13 protein-coding genes are annotated in these 18,068 nt (G+C 72.4%); 11 read left to right on the top strand and 2 right to left on the bottom strand.

The window, feature by feature from the left end:
• Window positions 1-361: 361 nt before the first annotated feature.
• The 3 genes from AB0F04_RS27825 to AB0F04_RS27815 all read left to right on the top strand — a co-directional run bounded on the left by AB0F04_RS27825 (window position 362) and on the right by AB0F04_RS27815 (window position 4,371).
• Window positions 362-1,090 carry a hypothetical protein gene (locus AB0F04_RS27825; protein ID WP_362045944.1) on the top strand — a complete coding sequence of 243 codons (729 nt, stop codon included), beginning with the start codon at window positions 362-364 and terminating at the stop codon, window positions 1,088-1,090.
• Window positions 1,091-1,132: 42 nt separating this feature from the next.
• The gene (locus AB0F04_RS27820; protein WP_362045940.1) at window positions 1,133-2,737 is read left to right on the top strand and encodes a peptide-N4-asparagine amidase; all 1,605 of its coding nucleotides are present in this window, start codon (window positions 1,133-1,135) and stop codon (window positions 2,735-2,737) included.
• A gap of 173 nt (window positions 2,738-2,910) precedes the next feature.
• On the top strand, window positions 2,911-4,371 hold the full coding sequence (locus AB0F04_RS27815; protein WP_362045937.1) for a cation:dicarboxylase symporter family transporter: 1,461 nt from the start codon (window positions 2,911-2,913) through the stop codon (window positions 4,369-4,371).
• A gap of 366 nt (window positions 4,372-4,737) precedes the next feature.
• Here AB0F04_RS27815 and AB0F04_RS27810 read toward each other — a convergent pair whose 3' ends face one another.
• Window positions 4,738-5,187, bottom strand: coding sequence for a MarR family transcriptional regulator (locus tag AB0F04_RS27810; RefSeq protein ID WP_362045934.1), 450 nt, complete (start codon window positions 5,185-5,187; stop codon window positions 4,738-4,740).
• 86 nt (window positions 5,188-5,273) lie between these two features.
• Between AB0F04_RS27810 and AB0F04_RS27805 the strand changes: the two genes are divergently transcribed.
• Window positions 5,274-7,076 carry an ABC transporter ATP-binding protein gene (locus AB0F04_RS27805; RefSeq protein WP_362045932.1) on the top strand — a complete coding sequence of 601 codons (1,803 nt, stop codon included), beginning with the start codon at window positions 5,274-5,276 and terminating at the stop codon, window positions 7,074-7,076.
• A gap of 43 nt (window positions 7,077-7,119) precedes the next feature.
• A complete protein-coding gene (gene mltG / locus AB0F04_RS27800) occupies window positions 7,120-7,974 on the top strand; it encodes an endolytic transglycosylase MltG (protein ID WP_362045929.1) in 855 nt (284 codons plus the stop codon).
• Window positions 7,975-7,995: 21 nt separating this feature from the next.
• Here the strand turns inward: mltG and AB0F04_RS27795 are convergent, their stop codons facing one another.
• Complete coding sequence (locus tag AB0F04_RS27795; protein WP_362046249.1) at window positions 7,996-9,072, bottom strand: NAD(P)-binding domain-containing protein; 1,077 nt, start codon at window positions 9,070-9,072, stop codon at window positions 7,996-7,998.
• 172 nt (window positions 9,073-9,244) lie between these two features.
• Here AB0F04_RS27795 and AB0F04_RS27790 point away from each other — a divergent pair, with 172 nt between their 5' ends.
• The 6 genes from AB0F04_RS27790 to AB0F04_RS27765 all read left to right on the top strand — a co-directional run bounded on the left by AB0F04_RS27790 (window position 9,245) and on the right by AB0F04_RS27765 (window position 17,958).
• Window positions 9,245-9,667, top strand: a complete 423-nt coding sequence (locus AB0F04_RS27790) for a YjbQ family protein (protein WP_344464665.1) — start codon at window positions 9,245-9,247, stop codon at window positions 9,665-9,667.
• A 144-nt stretch (window positions 9,668-9,811) separates the two neighbouring features.
• Window positions 9,812-12,784: a SpoIIE family protein phosphatase gene (locus AB0F04_RS27785; protein WP_362045925.1), complete on the top strand. Its 2,973-nt coding sequence runs from the start codon at window positions 9,812-9,814 to the stop codon at window positions 12,782-12,784.
• A gap of 88 nt (window positions 12,785-12,872) precedes the next feature.
• Complete coding sequence (locus AB0F04_RS27780) at window positions 12,873-14,426, top strand: sugar ABC transporter ATP-binding protein (RefSeq protein WP_362045922.1); 1,554 nt, start codon at window positions 12,873-12,875, stop codon at window positions 14,424-14,426.
• A complete protein-coding gene (locus tag AB0F04_RS27775; RefSeq protein ID WP_362045919.1) occupies window positions 14,423-15,475 on the top strand; it encodes an ABC transporter permease in 1,053 nt (350 codons plus the stop codon). Before AB0F04_RS27780 ends, AB0F04_RS27775 begins: the two co-directional genes overlap by 4 nt.
• A 45-nt stretch (window positions 15,476-15,520) precedes the next feature.
• A complete protein-coding gene (locus AB0F04_RS27770) occupies window positions 15,521-16,684 on the top strand; it encodes a substrate-binding domain-containing protein (protein WP_362045916.1) in 1,164 nt (387 codons plus the stop codon).
• A 167-nt stretch (window positions 16,685-16,851) separates the two neighbouring features.
• A complete protein-coding gene (locus AB0F04_RS27765) occupies window positions 16,852-17,958 on the top strand; it encodes an FAD-dependent oxidoreductase (RefSeq protein ID WP_362045913.1) in 1,107 nt (368 codons plus the stop codon).
• The last annotated feature ends 110 nt before the right edge of the window (window positions 17,959-18,068 follow it).

Genomic DNA, 18,068 nt, shown 5'->3' with positions numbered 1-18,068 from the left:
GAGTGGGGGCGGCCGCCGACGGAGGCAGCAAACCGTGACAGGTTCGCGTTGCGGCGCGGCCGGAGGCAAACGGTTTTCCGTCCGCCGCACGGAACCGGCCGTCCTGCGTGCAGGGCTACCGGCAGCCGTGCAGGACTGGCCGCCGGCCGTGCGGAACTGGCCGTCCTGCGTGCGGGACCGGCTGGCGGCCGGGCAGAAGCGGCCGCCAGCCGTGCGAAATTGGCCGTCCTGCGTGCGGGACCCTCCGGCAGCCAGGCGCATGCGGGTTTGACCCCCCGTCCGGGCAACGGCCTGGCACACGTCGCGAATCCACGGTCCGGGGCTGCGCCGACCGCCCGGGCCCCGGTGCGACCATGGAGCGATGCACACTGGCGGCGTACGACGATCGGTGGCCGCGACGGCGGTCCTCGCCTCTTTCCTGACGGCTCTGGCCGCCTGCGGCCCGGAGGGCACCGGGGGTACGGATGCCGCGGGCCGGGCGACCCGCGCCCCCGCGGCCACGGCCGCCCCGACGCGCATCCCCGGCGTCGGCGAGCGGCTCCAACGGCGGATCCCGCCCGCCGCACGTCAGGTGGTCGCGGTCTACGGCGACGGGAAGGACTCCGCCGACTCCACGGTCGTGCTCTACACGAAACACGGCTCGACTTGGCAGCGGGAGCGCGGCTGGGCCGGGCACAACGGCAAGAAGGGCTGGACCACGGACCACCACGAGGACGACGACCGCAGCCCCGTGGGGGTGTTCACCCTCAGCGACGCAGGCGGCGTGCTGCCGGACCCGGGCTCCGGGCTCCCGTACACCCGCTCCGCGGCCTTCGCCGCGCCGCGCTGGTGGCCGAAGTCGTACTGGCACGACTTCGACTACGTCATCGCCATCGACTACAACCGCGTGAAGGGCACCCCGCCGAACGACCAGACCCGCCCCGAGGGCGAGAAGAAGGGCGGCGGGATCTGGCTGCACATGGACCACGGCAGCGGCACGTCGGCATGCGTCAGCGTGCCGAAGCCGGCGATGAGATACCTGCTGCGCACGCTCGACCCGCGGCAGCGTCCCGTGGTGGTGATGGGGGACCGGTCGGACCTGGCGGCCTAGGCCTCATTGCGCGGGTGGCCGACTCCCCGTAGAACACCGCCCATGAAGAGACGGATCGTCATGTCCATGCTCGCGGGGGCGACCCTTCTGGCGGGCACCTTCCTCGGCACCGTTCCCGCCGGGGCGGCGGACCTCCCGGCCCGGCCGGCCGGTGTCCCCGCCGAGTTCGGCACCGACTGGCACGACCCGGTCACGGCCGCGCCGCCCGTCGCGAGGCCCGCCGGCAAGTCCTGCGAAGTCACCCTCGCGCAGGCGCAGTTCCGGGACTTCACCCCGTACCGCGGCACCTACACCCCGCCCGGCGGCTGCGGCGACCGCTGGGGCAAGGTGGTGCTGCGGCTCGACGGCAAGGTCAAGGGGCGTCAGTACGACCGGCTCGGCTATCTCCACGTCGGCGGCGTCGAGATCTTCCGGACGTCGACGCCGCAGCCCTCACCCGACGGCATCGAGTGGTCCGTGGAGAAGGACGTCACGCGCTACGCCGACACCTTCCGCAGGAGCCGGGACGTCGAGATGCTCATCGGGAACGTCGTCGACGACACCTACACCGGCGTCCTCGACGTCAAGGTCACCCTGACGTTCTACCCGGGGCGACCCGATCCGAAGGGCCCCGACCGGGTCCTCACCCTCGACGGCGGATCGGCCCTCACCACCCCGCGCAACAGTGAGCGCATCCTCGCCGAGGTGTACGCGACCGGCTCCGGCGGCGGCTGCGAGGAGTACTGGTACCTGACGGTGCCCGATCCGGCGCCCTATTCCTGCAAGGCCGGTCAAGGCCCCTACCGGGAGGTGCAGATCAGCGTCGACGGCCGGCTCGCCGGCATCGCGGCCCCCTTCCCGACGGTGTGGACCGGGGGCTGGTCCAACCCCTTCCTCTGGTACGTGATCCCGGGCCCGCGGGCCTTCGACATCAAGCCGATCACCTACGACCTCACCCCCTTCGCCGGGATCCTCAACGACGGCCGCCCGCACCGCGTCGAGGTCTCGGTCGTGGGCGTGCCCGAGGGGCAGAGCGGCTGGAGCACGCCCGTGAACGTCCTCGTCTGGCAGGACGAGCGGCGCGAGCGGGTCACCGGGAGGCTCACCGTACACAAGGCGGAAGACCTCTCCAACTCCTCCGAATACACGCCGGGTTCGGAGCATCGGGTGGAAACGGAGGGCGCCCACCGGCTGATGGTCGGCGGTTACGTCGACACGTCGCACGGCCGCGTCAGAACCACCGTCAGCCGCGCGCTGACCGGTACCTCCACGCACCGCTGGACCGACGGCGAGACGCGTGACGCTCTCGAAGCCACCTGGACCGACGACGAGTCGGTGACCGTCGGCGCACGCACCACGCGCACTCACCGCACGTACACGATGGACGGCACGACCACCCTCGGCGCGGGTGACCGCCTGCGCACGGTCCTGACGCTCGTCGACCGCGCCACGGTCGTCGGGACGAACGGCGGGCGGCGTACCGGGTGGTCACGGCTCGACGACTCGTACACGGGCGACGCGACCTATACGGCGAACGTGCCGCGCGACCAGCGCCACGCGGTCGGCACCACGAGCGAGCGCTACCGGCTGTACGGCTCGCGCGGCTGCTACGACCGCACCCTGACCACCGTGCAGGGAGTGCTCACGGAGGACCGGAGCCGTTGCTGAGGTGACCTCCCGGGGGTGTGTGACGGGTGTCAGGCGCGACGTTTTACTTGGCTGAAACGTCGCGGTCTTGTGCGCGATCAAGACAGCCTTCAGGGTGTCGGAAGTGGAATCCCCGTTCCGCATCACAGAAGTCCCCTCCGGCTTCTCTGTGTCCCGTCCCCCTAGGAGGCTTCGTGCCGCCGTCCGTACCGTCCCTCCCGCGACGCGTCGCACGCACCCTGCGCACCTCGCTTTTCGCGCAGGTCTGCTGCGCGCTCGTCCTCGGAATCGTCGTCGGAAAGCTGTGGCCGGACACGGCCACGGCTCTCCAGCCGCTCGGCGACGGTTTCACGCGGCTCATCAAGACGGTGATCTCGCCGCTGGTGTTCTGCGTGGTCGTCGTCGGCATCGCCAAGGCCGGTGACCTGAAGGCCTTCGGCCGGATCGGGGTGAAGGCCCTCATCTGGTTCGAGATCGCCTCCACCGCCGCCTTGGTCATCGGTCTCGTCGCCGCCAACGTCGTCGGCCCGGGCAAGGGCATGAACGTCGACCCGTCCTCGCTGGACACCGCGGCGGTGAACGAGACGACGGGCGGTGGCCATCTGCCCACGACGACCGAGTTCGTGCTGAACGCGCTTCCGCAGAGTTTCCTGGGCGCCTTCGCCGAGAACGAACTGCTCCAAGTCCTCATCCTGGCCTGCCTGGTGGGCGCCGCGCTGTTGCACCTCGGGCACACCAAGGTGCCGAAGATCCTGCCGGCGATCGAGCAGGCACAGGAGATCATCTTCGCGATCGTCGGCTTCATCATGCGGCTGGCCCCGCTCGCGGTGTTCGGTGCGATGGCCCACCTGGTCGGCAACTACGGCCTGGGCGTGATGAGGACGTACGCCAAGCTCATCGTGCTCTGCTACGTGGCCGCGGCGCTGTTCGTCGCGCTGCTCGCCATCGCCCTGAAGGCCGTCACCGGGCTCAGCCTGTGGAAGTTCCTGCGCTACATCCGCGAGGAGATGCTGCTGGCGCTCGGCACCGCGTCCACCGAGTCGGTGATGCCCCGCGTCATGCAGAAGCTGCGCCGGGCGGGCGCCCGCGACGACGCCGTGGGGCTGGTGCTCCCCACCGGCTACTCCTTCAACCTCGACGGCGCCTCGCTGTACCTGTCCATCGGCACGCTGTTCATCGCCCAGGCGGTGGGTGTGGATCTCAGCCTCGGCCAGCAGATCACCGTGGTCCTGGTGCTGATGCTGACCAGCAAGGGCATGGCGGGTATTCCGGGTTCGGCGTTCCTGGCCCTCTCGGCGACCGCGTCATCCCTCGGGGCGATCCCGGCCGGGGCCGTCGCGCTGCTGCTCGGAGTGGACCGCATCATGGACTCGATGCGCGTCGTCACGAACCTGCTCGGCAACTGCGTCGCCGTCTTCGCGGTGTCCCGCTGGGAGGGGGCCCTGGACATCGATCAGGCGAAGAGGACGCTGGACGGGGAGGGTGCTCAGGCGCCGGACGACGCCGGGAAGGGCGCCGGTGACACGGAGGACGCCCTCGTGCCGGCCGGCATCCAGAAGGGTGCCGCCGCCGGGGCCGGCATCGCGGCTCCGGTGCCGGACATCCCGGCCCAGAAGACCGAGGACCTCAAGGAGCCCGCCCCCGAGGCCGGTTGACCGAAACGGCGACGGACCGCGCCCACCGCACCGGCAGGACGAGCGGCGGCCGCGGCCCGCTGCCGTGCTCCCACCGGTCGGCTGGGGCGTGTCGGCTGTCGGCTGTGGTGCTCCCGCCGGTCGGCTGGGCCGTGCTGGTGTCCCCTGTGTTCCCGTCGGTCGGCTGGGGCGTGCTGGTGTCCCCTGTGGTGTTCCCGTCGGTCGGCTGGGGCGTGCTGGTGTCCCCTGTGGTGTTCCCGTCGGTCGGCTGGGCCGTGCTGCTGTCGGCTGCGGTGTTCCCGTCGGTCGGCTGGGGCGTGCCGTCCGCTGTTCTGCTCCCGCCGGTCGGCTGGGCGGCGTCGGTGGCCGCTGGCGTGGCTGGCGCCGTCAGCAGGACTGCACCGGCGTCCCGTCGATCAGCGTGTCCAGCAACCCTCCGAGCGCTTCGCGCTGATCCTCCGTCAGCGGGGCGAGGATTTCCTCCGCGGCCGACCTGCGTGCCGCCCGCAGCTCGCGCAGCGCGCCCCGGCCGTCGTCCGTCAGCTCGATGCGGATCACCCGCCGGTTCGCCGGGTCGGGAACCCGCCGTACCTTGCCGCTCGCCTCCAGACCGTCGACCAGTGTCGTGACGGCCCGCGGCACCACCTCCAGGCGCTCGGCCAGATCGGCCATGCGCGGCGGCGAGCCCCAGTGCGCGAGCGTGCGCAGCAGCCGGGACTGGGCCGGGGTGATACCGAGCTCGCGGTGCTCCATATGGCGCTTCTGGATGCGGTGCACCCGACGGGTGAGCCGCAGCAGCTGCTCGGCGAGCAGACCGTCGGAATCGGGCATGGTCATGCGGGAACAATATCAGGATGCCGTTCATTGTGAGTATAGGTAACAATGAGCTGTGATCCGATCCTCCGCATCCCTCGTAGGAGCCCATGCATCCCGACCGTGAAGCCTCCTGGACCCCGCCGGCCGACTCCAAGGAGCAGCCCCGGCAGGTCCGCCGCATCCTCGGCCTCTTCCGCCCCTACCGGGGCCGTCTCGCGATCGTCGGCCTGCTGGTCGGCGCCGCGTCCCTGGTCTCGGTCGCCACGCCTTTCTTGCTGAAGGAGATCCTGGACGTCGCGATCCCCGAGGGGCGCACGGGTCTGCTCAGCCTGCTCGCCCTCGGCATGATCCTCAGCGCCGTCCTCACCAGCGTCTTCGGGGTCCTGCAGACGCTGATCTCCACGACGGTCGGCCAGCGCGTCATGCACGACCTGCGCACCGCCGTCTACGGCCGGCTCCAGCGCATGTCCCTGGCCTTCTTCACTCGCACCCGCACGGGTGAGGTGCAGTCCCGCATCGCCAACGACATCGGCGGCATGCAGGCCACCGTCACCTCCACCGCGACCTCCCTGGTCTCCAACGTCACCAGCGTGGTCGCCACGATCGTCGCGATGATCGCCCTCGACTGGCGCCTGACGGTCGTCTCGTTGCTGCTGCTGCCGGTGTTCGTGTGGATCAGCCGCCGTGTCGGCGACGAACGCCGGAAGATCACCACCCAGCGTCAGAAGCAGATGGCCGCCATGGCCGCCACGGTCACCGAGTCGCTCTCCGTCAGCGGCATCCTGCTCGGCCGCACGATGGGCCGCTCCGACTCGTTGACCAAGTCCTTCGCCGACGAGTCGGAGAAACTCGTCGACCTGGAAGTGCGGTCGAACATGGCCGGCCGGTGGCGCATGGCCGTCATCACGATCGTCATGGCAGCCCTGCCCGCCGTCATCTACTGGACCGCCGGCATGGCCCTCCAGCTGGGCGGCCCGGAGGTTTCCATCGGCACCATCGTCGCCTTCGTCTCGCTCCAGCAGGGCCTGTTCCGCCCGGCCGTGAGCCTGCTGTCGACCGGGGTGCAGATCCAGACGTCGCTCGCGCTCTTCCAGCGCATCTTCGAGTACCTCGACCTGCCGATCGACATCACCGAACGCCCCGACCCGGTGCGCCTCGACCGGATCAAGGGCGAGGTCCGCTTCGAGAACGTCTCCTTCGGCTACGACGGCAAGGGCGGCCCGGTCCTCGACGCGATCGACCTCACCGTCCCGGCCGGCGGCAGCCTCGCGATCGTCGGCCCGACCGGGGCCGGCAAGTCCACCCTCGGCTACCTCGTGCCCCGGCTCTACGACGTCACCGGCGGCCGCGTCACCCTCGACGGGACCGACGTCCGCGACCTCGACTTCGACACCCTGGCGCGCGCGGTCGGCGTCGTCTCGCAGGAGACGTACCTTTTCCATGCCTCGGTCGCCGAGAACCTGCGCTTCGCCAAGCCCGACGCCACCGACGAGGAACTCCACCAGGCGGCGAAGGCGGCGCAGATCCACGACCACATCGCAGCCCTGCCCGACGGCTACGACACCGTCGTCGGCGAGCGCGGCCACCGCTTCTCCGGCGGTGAGAAGCAGCGGCTGGCCATTGCCCGCACCATCCTGCGCGACCCGCCGGTCCTCATCCTCGACGAGGCCACCAGCGCGCTGGACACCCGGACCGAGGCGGCCGTCCAGGACGCCATCGACGCCCTGTCGGCCGACCGCACCACCCTCACCATCGCCCACCGGCTGTCCACCGTGCGGGGGGCCGACCAGATCGTGGTCCTCGACGCCGGGCGCGCGGTCGAACGCGGTACGCACGAGGACCTCCTGGAGGAGGGCGGCCGGTATGCGGCACTCGTACGCCGGGATGCCCAACTGGAACCGACAAGATGAAAATATGCCGGGTTTCTGGCGATATGCCAGTTACCGTGCCCGCATGGAGAAGAACACTCCGCCACGGAGCACGATTCGACTGACGCGCCGGGGCCGCATCGCCCTCGTCGCGACCGGAGCCGTCGTGGTCGGTACCGCCGTGGCGGTGCCGTTGCTGACCCTGCGGCCCGGGACCGAGGAGAAGAGGAGCCGGCCCGCGACCCTGACCGTCCCGGAGGGCCGTCGCGCGAGCCAGGTCTACGCGGCCGTCGACAAGGCCCTCGCCCTGCCTGCCGGCAGTACGCGGAAGTCCCTGGACAAGGCCGCGCTGAAACTGCCCAACGAAGCCGAGGGCAATCCGGAGGGCTACCTCTTCCCGGCCACGTATCCGCTCCAGGCGAAGACCACTCCGGACAAGCTCCTCGCGCTGATGGTCGACACCGCGAACGCGAAGTTCAACGGTGCGCCCATCGCGGCCGGGGCGCAGCGCAACGCCATGAACGTGTATCAGGCCGTCACCATCGCGAGCATCGTCCAGGCCGAGGCCGTCACCGGGGCCGACATGGGCAAGGTGGCCCGGGTCGTCTTCAACCGCCTCGAACGCGGGATGCCCCTGCAGATGGACTCCACCATCAACTACGCCCTCAACCGCTCGGCCCTCCGTACGTCCGAGAGCGACACCCGGATCGAGAGCCCCTACAACTCCTACCAGCGCATGGGCCTGCCGCCCACGCCGATCGGCAGCCCGGGCGAGGAGGCGATGCGCGCGGCCGTCAACCCGACCGCGGGCGACTGGCTGTACTTCGTCACCGTCCGCCCGGGCGACACCCGGTTCACGGCGGACTACCGGCAACACCAGCGCAACGTCGCGGAGTTCAACGCGCAGAGCAAGAAGAGCGGGACCCGGGCGGCCGGGTGACAGCCCTGTGGCGCCGCCCGCTCATGCCGCGGCCGGCTCGCGCTCGAGCAGTCGCCTGATGTCCCGTACGGCCGCGCGACCGGCCCGGTTGGCTCCGATGGTGCTGGCCGAAGGCCCGTAGCCGACGAGGTGGATGCGGGGGTCGGCGGCCGCGTGCGTGCCTTCCATGCGGATGCCGCCGCCGGGGGCGCGCAGCCGTAGCGGAGCGAGGTGGTCGATCGCGGGGCGGAAGCCGGTGGCCCAGAGGATGACGTCGGCGTCGAGGCGCCGCCCGTCCGCCCATTCCACACCGGTGGGAGTGATCCGGTCGAACATCGGCTGCCGGTCCAGCACTCCGTCCTCGATGCCCTGCCGGATCGCGTCGTTGAGCGGCAGCCCGGTGACCGAGACGACACTGCGGGGCGGCAGTCCCCGTCGTACCCGCTCCTCGACGAGCGCCACCGCCGCGCGGCCCGCGTCCTCGTCGAAAGGCCCCTCCCGGAAGACGGGCGGGCGCCGCGTGACCCAGGTGGTGGCCGACGCGTGCGAGGCGATCTCCAGCAGGTGCTGGGTGCCCGAGGCGCCGCCGCCCACCACCACGACCCGCTGCCCGGCGAACTCCTCGGGCCCGGGGTACTGCGCGGTGTGCAACTGCCGCCCCCGAAAGGTCTCCTGGCCCGGATAGCGCGGCCAGAACGGCCGGTCCCAGGTGCCGGTCGCGTTGATCAGCGCCCGTGCCGACCACACGCCGTCCGAGGTCTCCACGATCAGCCGTCCGTCCGGCCCTTCGCGCACGGCCCGTACGTCCACCGGGCGCCTGACCCGCAGGTCGAAGGTCCGCTCGTAGCGGTCGAAGTAGGCGCTGATCACCTCGGCCGACGGCCGGGACGCGTCCGCGTCCGTGAGCTCCATGCCCGGCAGCGCGTGCATGCCGTGCACCTTGCCGTACGTCAGTGACGGCCAGCGGAACTGCCAGGCGCCGCCGGGGCCGGGGGAGTGGTCCAGCACGACGAAGTCGCGGTCCGGCTCGAAACCGGAACGCCGCAGGTGATAGGCACCGGCGAGACCGGCCTGACCCGCGCCTATGACGACTACCTCGACCTCGCGTGTGTTGTTCACATTTCTACTAACCGTGGCGGGGTGGTGGATCTTCCCGTCGCGGATCTTGAGGCCGCCGCGGATCTTGAGGTCGAGGCCGTTCGGTTCCCCGGCGGCCCGCAGGATGGCCTCCGGATCACCGCCGGCCCCGGGGCTGCCCACCGGAAGTCTGCGCGTGCGTCACGATGGGGGCATGTCAGATGTCTTCACCACCCGCGTCCTGAACGTCAGCACCGGTGCCGCCGAGAGGGTCCTCGACATCACCGGCGACTGCGAGTCCTTCCTGCGTGAGGCGGCGGCCGGCCGAGACGGCCTGCTCAACGTCTTCGTGCCGCACGCGACGGCCGGCATCGCCGTCCTGGAGACCGGTGCCGGCAGCGACGACGATCTCCTGGCCGCGCTGCACAGCCTGCTGCCCGCCGACGACCGCTGGCAGCACCGGCACGGCAGCCCCGGCCACGGCCGCGACCACGTCCTGCCCGCCCTCGTGCCGCCCCACGCGACCCTTCCCGTGCTGGGAGGGCGGCTGGAGCTCGGCACCTGGCAGTCGGTGTGCCTGGTGGACACCAACAAGGACAACCCGGAACGTAAGGTGCGCCTGAGTTTCCTGGGGTGAGCACGGTCCCGCCGCCCCGGCGCCCGGCGGTGGGACCGGCGTGACCCGGGCGCGCCGTGACGCCCGCCCGTAATGCCCGTATCCTCATCAATGCCAGATTCTCTTCCGAGCAGCGGATTATCGCGGGCGCAAGTGAGGCGAAGCGTGGTTCGGTCCGGCGAGGAACCCAGGCCGGCGGGGCGTGCGACGAACGGCACGGGGCCCGCCAGTCTGCGTGAGCTCTTTCTGCAGGGTGAGCCCGTCGAGGCGGGCGTGCGGACGTCCATCCTGAACTCCTGGCAGCGCTGCCGGTCCCTGGGGCTGTCGCCGGACACCCTCGACCTGCCCTACCGGGAGGACTTCGACGCGAGCGGCCGGATCGTCCGGGCGGCCGTGCCGGTCCTCGACCGGCTGCAGTCCACCTTCGCCGGCAGCCAGGTCAACATCTCGGTCGCCGACGTGAACGGGACGGTCCTGCTGCGCCGCTTCGGGGACCCGTCGATGGCCCGGAGCCTCCCCGCCATCCAGGTCGTCCCGGGCTTCGTGTTCGCCGAGCAGGTCGCCGGCACCAACGGCATCGGACTGGCCCTGGCGGAGCGGCAGCTCATCCGCGTCTACGGCGCCGAGCACTTCGCGCAGCGCTCCCAGCAGAACGCCTGTGTGGCGATGCCCGTCCGGGACCCGCTCAGCGGGCGCATCGAGGGCGTCCTGTGCCTCGGCTATCCGCGTACCTTCGAGCGGCCCGCGCTGGGTGTCGCCATCCGCCGGGCCGCCGAGGGCATCGAGCGGCGGCTGCTGGGGCAGAGCTCCGCGCGCGAGCAGGCCCTGCTGCGGAGGTACCTGGCCACCGGGGCCGGGACGGCCGGTCCGCGCCGTGGCATGGCGCTGGATGCGCTGGCGAACCAGTTCCACCCCCGTGACCAGGAGATCCTCCGCGCGACGGCCGCCGAGCTGATCTCCGGTGCGCAGCGCGGCGCCGTCGAGGTGACCCTGCCCGACGGCCGGCGGGTGACGCTGGTGAGCCGTCCGGTGACGAGCGGCTCCGGGGTGCGGGGGTTCGCCATCGAGGCCCTGCTGCCGGACTTCCCGGTGGGGGAGCCGCTCGTCATACCCCACCAGACGGACGAGCTGTCCGGACCCGGCGCCTTTGCCGCCGCCCTCTCCGCCAAGCGCCCGGCGCTCACCCTTCCGGCCGGGCATCTCACCGCATCCTCCCGTCCCGTCGTGCCGCCCGACGGAGACGGTGCAACGGCGGGCCCGGGCGGCACCGACGGGCTCCGCGCGGCCACGGGTGCCGAGAGCGCCGTCCCTCTCCGCGCGGCCACGGGTGCCGAGAGCGCCGTCCCTACGGACGGCGATCCGCCCCCCGCCGTGCGTGGCGCGGCGGACCACCCGCCGAGCGTCGCCGCGGGCGGAGGGTCCGAGGACGCCTTCCCCGCCCGGGGCCTGGTGATGCTGGGGGAGCCGCAGGTAGGGGCCTATGCCCTTGCGGCGCGCCGGCGTCTGGAGTTGCTGTCCGAGGCCAGCACCCGCATCGGTACCACCCTGGACGTGCGTCGCACCGCCGAGGAACTGGCCGAGACAGCGGTCCCCGGACTGGCCGACTTCGTCACCATCGACCTGCCCGACGCGGTGCTGCGCGGCGAGGAGTCCGCCGACCCGCTCGCCGACCTGCGCCGCACCGTCGTCCACGGCATCCGTGAAGGCCTGCCCTTCACACCGGCCGGCAAGCGCATCGACTTCGGCCCGGCCACACCTCAGCTGCGCTGCCTCAGCAGCGGTGAGGCCGTGCTGGAACCGGACCTGAAGGCCGCCGAGGGCTGGCTCTCCCAGGACCCCGAGCCCACCGCACGGCTGCTGGCCCACGTGCACTCGCTCATCGCCGTGCCCCTGCTCGCCCGCGGTGTCGTCCTGGGCGTCGCCTGCTTCTACCGCGCGGAGGGCTCGTTCGGCGACGACGACCGCTCCCTCGCCCAGGAACTGGCCTCCCGCGCCGCCCTGTCCGTCGACAACGCCCGGCGCTACACCCATGAACGCACCATGGTCCTGGCCCTCCAGCGCCGTCTCCTCCCGCACGGCCTGCCCGACCAGGACGCCGTCGAGGTCGCCCACCGCTACCTGCCCGCCGAGTCGGACGTGGGCGGTGACTGGTACGACGTCATCCCCCTGCCCGGCGCCCGGGTCGGTCTCCTCGTCGGTGACGTCGTCGGCCACGGCATGCTCTCCGCGGCCACCATGGGCCGGCTGCGCACGGCCGCCCGCAGCTTCGCCGAGCTCGACTTCCCGCCGGACGAGGTCCTCACCCACCTGGACAACCTCGTGGGCCGCCTCGACCGGGAGGACCCCGACGGCAAGGGCGCCGGCGTCATCGGTGCGACCTGCCTCTACGCGGTCTACGACGCGGCGGCCCAGACGTGCCTGATGGCCCGCGCCGGCCACCCGCCCCCCGCACTCGTCCGCCCCGACGGCACCGTGACGTACCCCGACCTGCCGGCCGGCCCTCCACTCGGTCTCGGGGGCCTGCCCTTCGACGCCGTCGAGGTCGGTCTTCCCGAGGGCAGTCAGCTCGTGCTGTACACCGACGGGCTCATCGAGGACCGGCACCGCGACGTCGACGTGGTCCTGGAGCAGTTGCGCGAGGCCCTGGCCCACCCCGGGCGCGCCCCCGAGGAGACCTGTCAGGCGGTCCTTGACACCGTGGCGCCCGCACACCCGCACGACGACATCGCCCTGCTCGTCGCCCGCGTGCACGCGCTGGACCCCGACCGGATCGCCACCTGGGAGCTGCCCGCCGACCCGGCCCTCGTCGGCGAGATACGGACATCCGCCGTACGGTGGCTGTCCGGCCGGGGGCTCGAGGAGACCGGGTTCGCCGCGGAGCTGATCCTCAGCGAGCTGATCACCAACGCCGTCCGGCACGGCGCCGAGCCCATCCGGGTGCGGCTGCTCCACGACCGGAGCCTGATCTGCGAGGTCTCCGACGCCAGCAACACCGCACCGCACCTGCGCCGGGCGGCCAGTACGGACGAGGGCGGCCGCGGTCTGTTCCTCGTCGCGCAGCTGTCGCAGAGCTGGGGCACGCGCTACCTGCCCGAGGGCAAGGTCATCTGGGCCGAGTGCGGGCTCGACGCTGTGTGAGGCGACCATCGGCGGGGCGCCGGGGAGGCCACTCCCGGTCGGAGCCGCAGCAGGCTGGAAAATGCCCGGAATGCTGTAATTTGATCGAGTGCGCGACGTTCCTGACACGCCCCCGGAGACGGCTTCGCCCTTCGGGCCGGAACCCCTGGTCCGGATCCGCGGACTCAGCAAGCGGTTCGGCGGCACCGTCGCGCTGGCCGGGGCCGACCTCGACGTCCACCCCGGCAGCGTCCTGGCCCTCCTCGGGCCCAACGGCGCCGGGAAGTCCACCCTCATCAAGATCCTCGCCGGGGTCCACGACCCCGACGCGGGGCAGGTCACCGTCGCCGGGGAACCCCTCGGCAGCCCCACCGCCACCGGGGCCATGTCCTTCATCCACCAGGACCTCGGCCTCGTGGAGTGGATGACGGTGGCCGAGAACATCGCCCTGACCACCGGATACGGGCGGCACCGGTCCGGGCTGATCTCCTGGCGGCGCACCCGCGCACGCTGTGTCGAGGCCCTGCGGATCGTCGCCGCACACCTCGATCCGGACACGCCGGTCTTCGATCTCGCGCCGGCCGACCGCTCGCTGGTGGCGATCGCCCGGGCCCTGGCCGCACGCGCCCGGCTCATCGTCCTCGACGAGCCGACCGCCCGCCTGCCCGCCGCGGACTGCGACCGGCTCTTCCGCGTCCTGCACGACCTGCGCGACCGAGGGCACGCGGTCCTCTACGTCAGCCACCGCCTGGACGAGGTCTACCGGGTCGCCGACGCCTTCGCCGTCCTGCGCGACGGCCGGCTCGTCAGCCACGGCCGGCTCGCCGACCGCAGCCCCGCACATCTGGTTCACGACATCGTCGGTGAAGCGGAGGAATCGGCCGCCCACCGCCCTGCCGGACCGGCAGCCGGTGCACCGCCCGTCCTGACCCTCGACGGCGTGCGTACCGCCCGGGCGGGGCCCGTGACCTTCGGCCTCGCCGCCGGCGAGGTCCTCGGTCTGGTCGGTCTCTCCGACGCCGGGCACATGGACCTGGGCCGCGCTCTCGCCGGTGCACGCCCCCTCCTCGACGGGCGGGCCGTGCTGTGCGGACGGCCGTACCACCCCCGCACGGTCGCGGAGGCCGTCGCCCTCGGGGTCGGCCTGGTGCCAGGCGACCGGCTGCGGGAGGGCTGCCTCGCCGAGCTGACCGTGAGGGAGAACCTCCTGGCCAACCCCCGCGTGGGAGGCCCGCCCGCACCGCGCTGGATCGGCCCCCGCGGCGAACGCGCCCGGGCCGCCGCCCTCATGGACCGCTTCTCGGTGCGCCCCCGCGACAGCGAGACGCCCATCGCCACGCTGTCCGGCGGCAACCAGCAGAAGGTCATGCTCGGCCGCTGGCTGCGGACGGATCTGCGGCTGCTGATCCTGGAGGAGCCGACCGCGAGCGTCGACGTCGGCGCCAAGGCCGCGATCCACCGCCTGCTCCACGAGGCGCTGGAGTCGGGCCTCGCGGTGCTGCTGCTGTCGACCGACTCCGAGGAGGTGGCGGCCGTGTGCCGGCGCACGCTGGTCTTCGTGCGCGGAACCGTGACGGCCGAGCTGAGCGGCCCCGCCCTCACCGTCGCCGGACTGACCCGGGCGGCCTCGGCCATGCCCCCCTACCCGGCCGGGCACCCGTGACGCCCCCGCCCCGGCGCCGGCCCGGCGGCCACCACATCGGCGCCTACGGCCTGCTCGCCCTCACCGCCCTGCTCTACCTGGCTTTCTCCCTCGCCCTGCCGGACACCTTCCCCACGCTGGACACCGTCGACTCGATCCTGTCCACCCAGTCGATCCCGGCCGTCCTGGCGCTCGCCGCCATGGTGCCCATCGTCACGGGCGCGTTCGACCTCTCCATCGGCTACGGCCTCGGCCTGGCCCATGTGATGGTGCTCCAGCTCGTCGTCCACGCGGGCTGGCCCTGGCCGCTCGCCTGCCTCACCGTGCTCGCCGGAGGGCTGGTCGTGGGCGTCCTCAACGGCGTCATCGTCGAGTTCGGCCGCATCGACTCCTTCATCGCCACCCTCGGCACCGGCAGCATGATGTACGCCGTGACCGGCTGGATCACCGACGGCGGCCGGATCGTCCCCGGCCCGCAGGGCCTGCCGCCCGCGTTCACCGACCTCTACGACTCCTCGTTCCTCGGTCTGCCGGTCCCCGCCTTCTACGTGCTCGCCCTCGCGGCCGTCCTCTGGCTGGTGCTGGAGCGGCTCCCGCTCGGCCGGTACCTGTACGTCGTCGGGTCGAACCCGCGCGCAGCCGACCTCGTGGGAATCCCCACCCGCAGGTACACCGTCCACGCGTTCGCCGCCTCGGGCCTGATCGTCGGCTTCGCCGGGGTGCTGCTCGCCGCCCAGCAGCAGATCGGCAACCCGAGCGTCGGCCTGGACTACCTGCTGCCCGCCTTCGTCGGCGCCCTCCTCGGCTCCACGGCGATCAAACCCGGCCGGCCCAACGCCCTCGGCACCGTCGTCGCCGTCGCCGTCCTCGCCGTCGGCCTCACCGGCATCGCGCAGCTGGGCGCCGAATTCTGGACCGTGCCGCTGTTCAACGGCGGCACCCTGCTCATCGCCGTGGGCCTGGCCGGATACGCCGCCCGCCGCCGGCTGCGCGGCGGCGCGGCCCGCGACACGCCCGCCGCGCCGCCCCCGTCCCCTCCCGAACGGGAGGGCGGCACGGCCCCGCCCTGACCCTACGGCTCGCCCCGCCGCGTCGATCCCCTCACTGGAGCTCCCGTGCACCACATCCGCAAGGCCGCCCCCGCAGTCCGCGCCGTGCGGCTCGCCTCCTGCGCCCTGCTGGCCACGGCCGCCGTGCTCACCGGCTGCGAACGCGGTTCCTCCGACGGCGCCGACGAGAGCACGACGGGCCCGAGCGGCTGCCCCGCCGTCCTCACCCGGGCCCGGGAAACCGTGGCCCGGGCGGAGCGGACCGACATCCCCTGGGGCGGACCCACCAGCGGCCCCCGCGCGGTGTCCGGAAAGACCCTCGTCTACGTCGCCCAGACCATGACCAACCCCGGTGTGGCGGGCGCGGCGAACGGAGTGCGCGCCGCCGCCCGGGCCATCGGCTGGAACGTCCGGGTGATCGACGGCGGCGGCACCCCGGCCGGTATCCAGGCGGCCATGAGCGAAGCCGTCGCCCTGCGGCCCTCGGGCATCGTCATCGGCGGTTTCGATCCCGACTCGACGGCCCAGCAGACCGCCCGGGCCAACGCCCAGCGCATCCCGCTGATCGGCTGGCACGCGGTCCCCGACCCCGGCCCCAGCAGCCGGCCCGACCTGTTCACCAACGTCACCACCCGCGTCGAGGACGTGGCCCGCATCAGCGCGCAGTGGATCATCTCCGACTCCAACGGCCGCGCCGGGGTCGTGCTCATCACCGACGCGTCGATCCCCTTCGCCCGGAACAAGTCCGACCTGATCCGCGAGGAACTGGCCGACTGCCAGGGCGTGAAGCTGCTCTCGGTGGAGAACATCCCGATCCCCGACGCGAGCAGCCGTACCCCCCGGGAGATCTCCTCCCTGCTCTCCCGCTTCAAGGACCGCTGGACCCACTCCGTGGCCATCAACGACCTGTACTTCGCCGACGCGGCCCCCGCGTTCCGCGCGGCCGGCGAGAAGGGCTCCGGTCCGCCCTTCAACATCGGGGCCGGGGACGGTGACCCGTCCGCCTTCCAGCGCGTCAACAGCGAGCAGTACCAGGCCGCCACCGTGCCCGAACCGCTGTCCCTCCAGGGCTGGCAGATCGTCGACGAGTTCAACCGTGCCTTCTCCGGCCGTCCCGACAGCGGGTACGTCGCCCCCGTGCACATCGCGACGGCCGACAACAGCGAAGGGGCCACGGCCTGGGACCCCTCGGGCTACCGGGAGGCCTACCGCGAGATCTGGGGGAAGTGACGGGCGTTCAGGTGCCGATCCCTTCACGGAACATGCACGGAACCCCGGGATTCCTTTAAGTCTCAAGCGCTACTGTCGCGTCAGTCGAGTGGCCGCCGGGGGTCGATCCGAGCGGGGCCCGTCCGCGGCGGCCCTCGCTTCCCCCGACCCGGCACAGGAGACTCGGTGTGTTCGACGGCGACGTAGTGGTGATCGGCGGTGGCTATGCCGGTGTCCGGCTGGCCAGGCGGCTCGACGGCACGGCCCGGGTCACGCTGGTGGACCGCAAGGAGGTCTTCTTCCACCGCGTCGCCTCCCTGCGCGCCGGGGTGCACCCCGCATGGACGCACACGCCCTTCATCCCCTACGACCGGCTGCTGCGGCACGGCCGCCTGGTCACCGGCAAGGCCCTCCGCATCGACACCGCCGAGCGGCAGGTCGTCCTCGCCACCGGCGAGCGGCTGCGGTACGACGTGGTCGTGATCGCCACCGGCGCCGACTACCCCGAGCCGGCCCGTTTCACCGGCACCACCGCAGAGGAGGCGGCCACGTCGTTCGCCGAGCACCAGCGCGACGTGGCCACGGCCGAGCACGTCCTGGTCGTCGGCGGCGGCCCGGGCGGCGTCGAACTCAGCGCCGAGATCCGCCTCGCCCGCCCGGACGCCCGGGTCACCCTCGCCCACTCCGGGTCCGAGCTGCTCGGCTCGGCGGGCCACGCCCGCCCGGGGCGCAAGGCCCGGGCCTGGCTGGAGTCCCACGACGTCGAAGTGCTGCTCGGCTCTTTCATGTCGCCCGGCACCGACTTCGGCACCTACCGCGACGCCCGCGGCACGATCGTCGAGGCCGACCTGTCCTTCTGGGCGACCGGCACCACCCCCAACACGCTCTGGCTGCGCCTGGCCGGACACGGCGCCTGGCTCAACGCGGCCGGCCGTGTGAAGGTCGACCGGACGCTCCGGGTGGCGGGCCGGCTGGACGTGTTCGCCGTCGGCGACGTGAACGACGTCAGCGAACTCAAGGTCACCCCCGCCGCCCTCGCCCAGGCCGACACAGCCGCCCACAACATCCGCACGTACCTGCAGAGTCCGGGCAGGCACCGCAGGGAACCGCGCCTCTACCGCCCGACCCGGCGCACCCCGCTCATCGTGCCCTTCGGGTCGGCCGACGGACTGACCGTGCTGCCCGTGCCGGGCGGCGAATCCGCCATCCTCGGCAGCCGTACCACCACCCTGGCCAAGGCGAAGAGCCTCATGACGCCCTACATGCGCCGCCAACTCGGGTACACGGCCGCCTGACCCGGACCGGCCCGTCCCCGCCACCCACCCCGGTCGTTACCCGCGAGTTCGGCCTGGGGTAGGGTCCCCACCGTTTCGGTTACCGGCTGATGGTGTGCCGGTACAGGGCG

Source organism: Streptomyces sp. NPDC029041 (assembly GCF_040637515.1).
In the GTDB taxonomy this organism is placed as follows: Bacteria; Actinomycetota; Actinomycetes; order Streptomycetales; family Streptomycetaceae; genus Streptomyces.
Note: the sequence above shows the minus strand (reverse complement) of the source record. Positions and strands in the feature narration are given on the sequence as shown.